The sequence below is a fragment of the Thiomonas delicata genome, assembly GCF_900088825.1.
GTDB classification, from domain to species: Bacteria; Pseudomonadota; Gammaproteobacteria; order Burkholderiales; family Burkholderiaceae_C; genus Thiomonas_A; species Thiomonas_A delicata.
In genome coordinates this window covers 1-1,532 of the sequence record NZ_LT592199.1, presented here as the reverse complement: position 1 = coordinate 1,532, position 1,532 = coordinate 1, and the positions used below count along the sequence as shown (strand labels likewise).

At 63.6% G+C, this 1,532-nt stretch carries 1 protein-coding gene; it reads right to left on the bottom strand.

The window, feature by feature from the left end; all coding sequences use genetic code 11:
- Positions 1 to 392 precede the first annotated feature (392 nt).
- Positions 393 to 1,409: an IS110 family RNA-guided transposase gene (locus tag THIARS_RS18035; RefSeq protein ID WP_094160751.1), complete on the bottom strand. Its 1,017-nt coding sequence runs from the start codon at positions 1,407 to 1,409 to the stop codon at positions 393 to 395.
- Between the last annotated feature and the right edge of the window lie 123 nt (positions 1,410 to 1,532).

The window sequence follows — 1,532 nt, the reverse complement described above, 5'->3', positions numbered from 1 at the left end:
ACTACAAGGGCTTCCCCTCGAAAGTCAAACACCGATCCAGCCGTGAAGCATCGCAGCGCGATAGATCACGGAGCGGACGTTGGATGACGGTTTTCCACCCTCAGCGCCAGGCCTGCGTTGCTCACAGAGCAAGGGATGCGGACAGCGAAACTACAAACGGTCATGGATGCTGCTTGAATAGCAGCGGACCCTGATGAAAGACGCGCGCGGGGGACCCATTCGTTAGCCGAGGAGGGTCGATGCTTGCATCGACCCTGGACTCCTTGAGTTAAACGGTCACGCCCCGCGCAGGTCCAACCTTGACTCATCAACGGCGGCGGCTGCACGCGGTGGTGGAAATCGAATCAAATCTCCTCTTGTTGGCTGATGTGTTCGGTTGAGCCGCTCGGTGCTCAGGTCGGCAATCTGAAATCCTCGCCCCGACTGAGCACCGCCCAGCACATGCGGGCGTTCTTGGCCGCAATCGCCACCACGGCCTTCCAGTAGCCGCGTCGCTGCGCCAGCGCCGTGGCCCAGCGGCTGATCGGGTCGCTCTTGTTCTTGGCTGCCGCCAGCACCGCTCTGGCACCCAGCACCAGTAAGCTGCGCAGGTACGGGTCGCCGGCCTTGGTGATGCGGCCCAGACGCTGCTTGCCGCCCGAGCTGTACTGGCCGGGCACCAGACCGAGCCAGGCACACAGTTGGCGCCCGCATTTGAAGTCTCGGCCATTGCCGATGGTGCTCAAGAGCGCGGTGGCCGTGATCTCCCCAACCCCCGAGAGCTGCATCAGGCGCTGTGCTTCGGCGCTTTGGCGGGCCATGGCTCGGATGTGCTGGTCGTACTGGGCGACGCGTTCATCGAGCCGGGTGACCTCGCTCAACAGATCCCCGATCACGGTATTGGCCCAGCCCGGCAGATCTTCCAGGCGGGCCAAGGCCTCGCGACGCACCACAGCCGCCTTCAACGGCAGCACGATGCCCAGCTCCGAGAGCAGGCCGCGGATGCGATTGAGCGTGGCCGTGCGTTGCTCGATAAAACCCTGGCGGGCACGGTGCACCAGCAACTGGCCTTGCTGCTCGATGCTCTTGATGGGCACGAAGCGCATGCTGGGCCGGGTGATGGCCTCGCAGATGGCGGCGGCGTCCGCCGCATCGTTCTTGCCGCGCTTGCCCGAGAGGCGGTAAGGGGTGACGAATTTGGGCGCTATCAGGCGCACGGTGTGGCCGAACTTCTGAAACTCGCGTGCCCAGTGGTGGGCGCCGGAGCACGCCTCCATGCCGACGAGGCAGGGTGGCAGTGCGGCGATGAGTTCGAGCAGTTTGGCCCGCGGCACAGTGGGGCGAACCAACACCGCTTTGCCTGCGGCGTCCACGCCGTGAACCGCAAAGACGTTCTTGGCAAGATCAATTCCGATGGTGACAATGCGCATGGCCTTCCCCTTCCACAAAACGAGTGAGTTGATGAGAGATCGCACTTCCCATCGTGGCACCTCGATGCCGTACCACGCAACTGCGCGGATCACTCGGGACGGGGAAGTCCCTTTCATTCGTTA

Coding starts and splice junctions, on each gene's coding strand:
- THIARS_RS18035 (WP_094160751.1), bottom strand. CDS start 1,409: ATGCGCATTGTCACCATCGGAATTGATCTTGCCAAGAACGTCTTTGCG.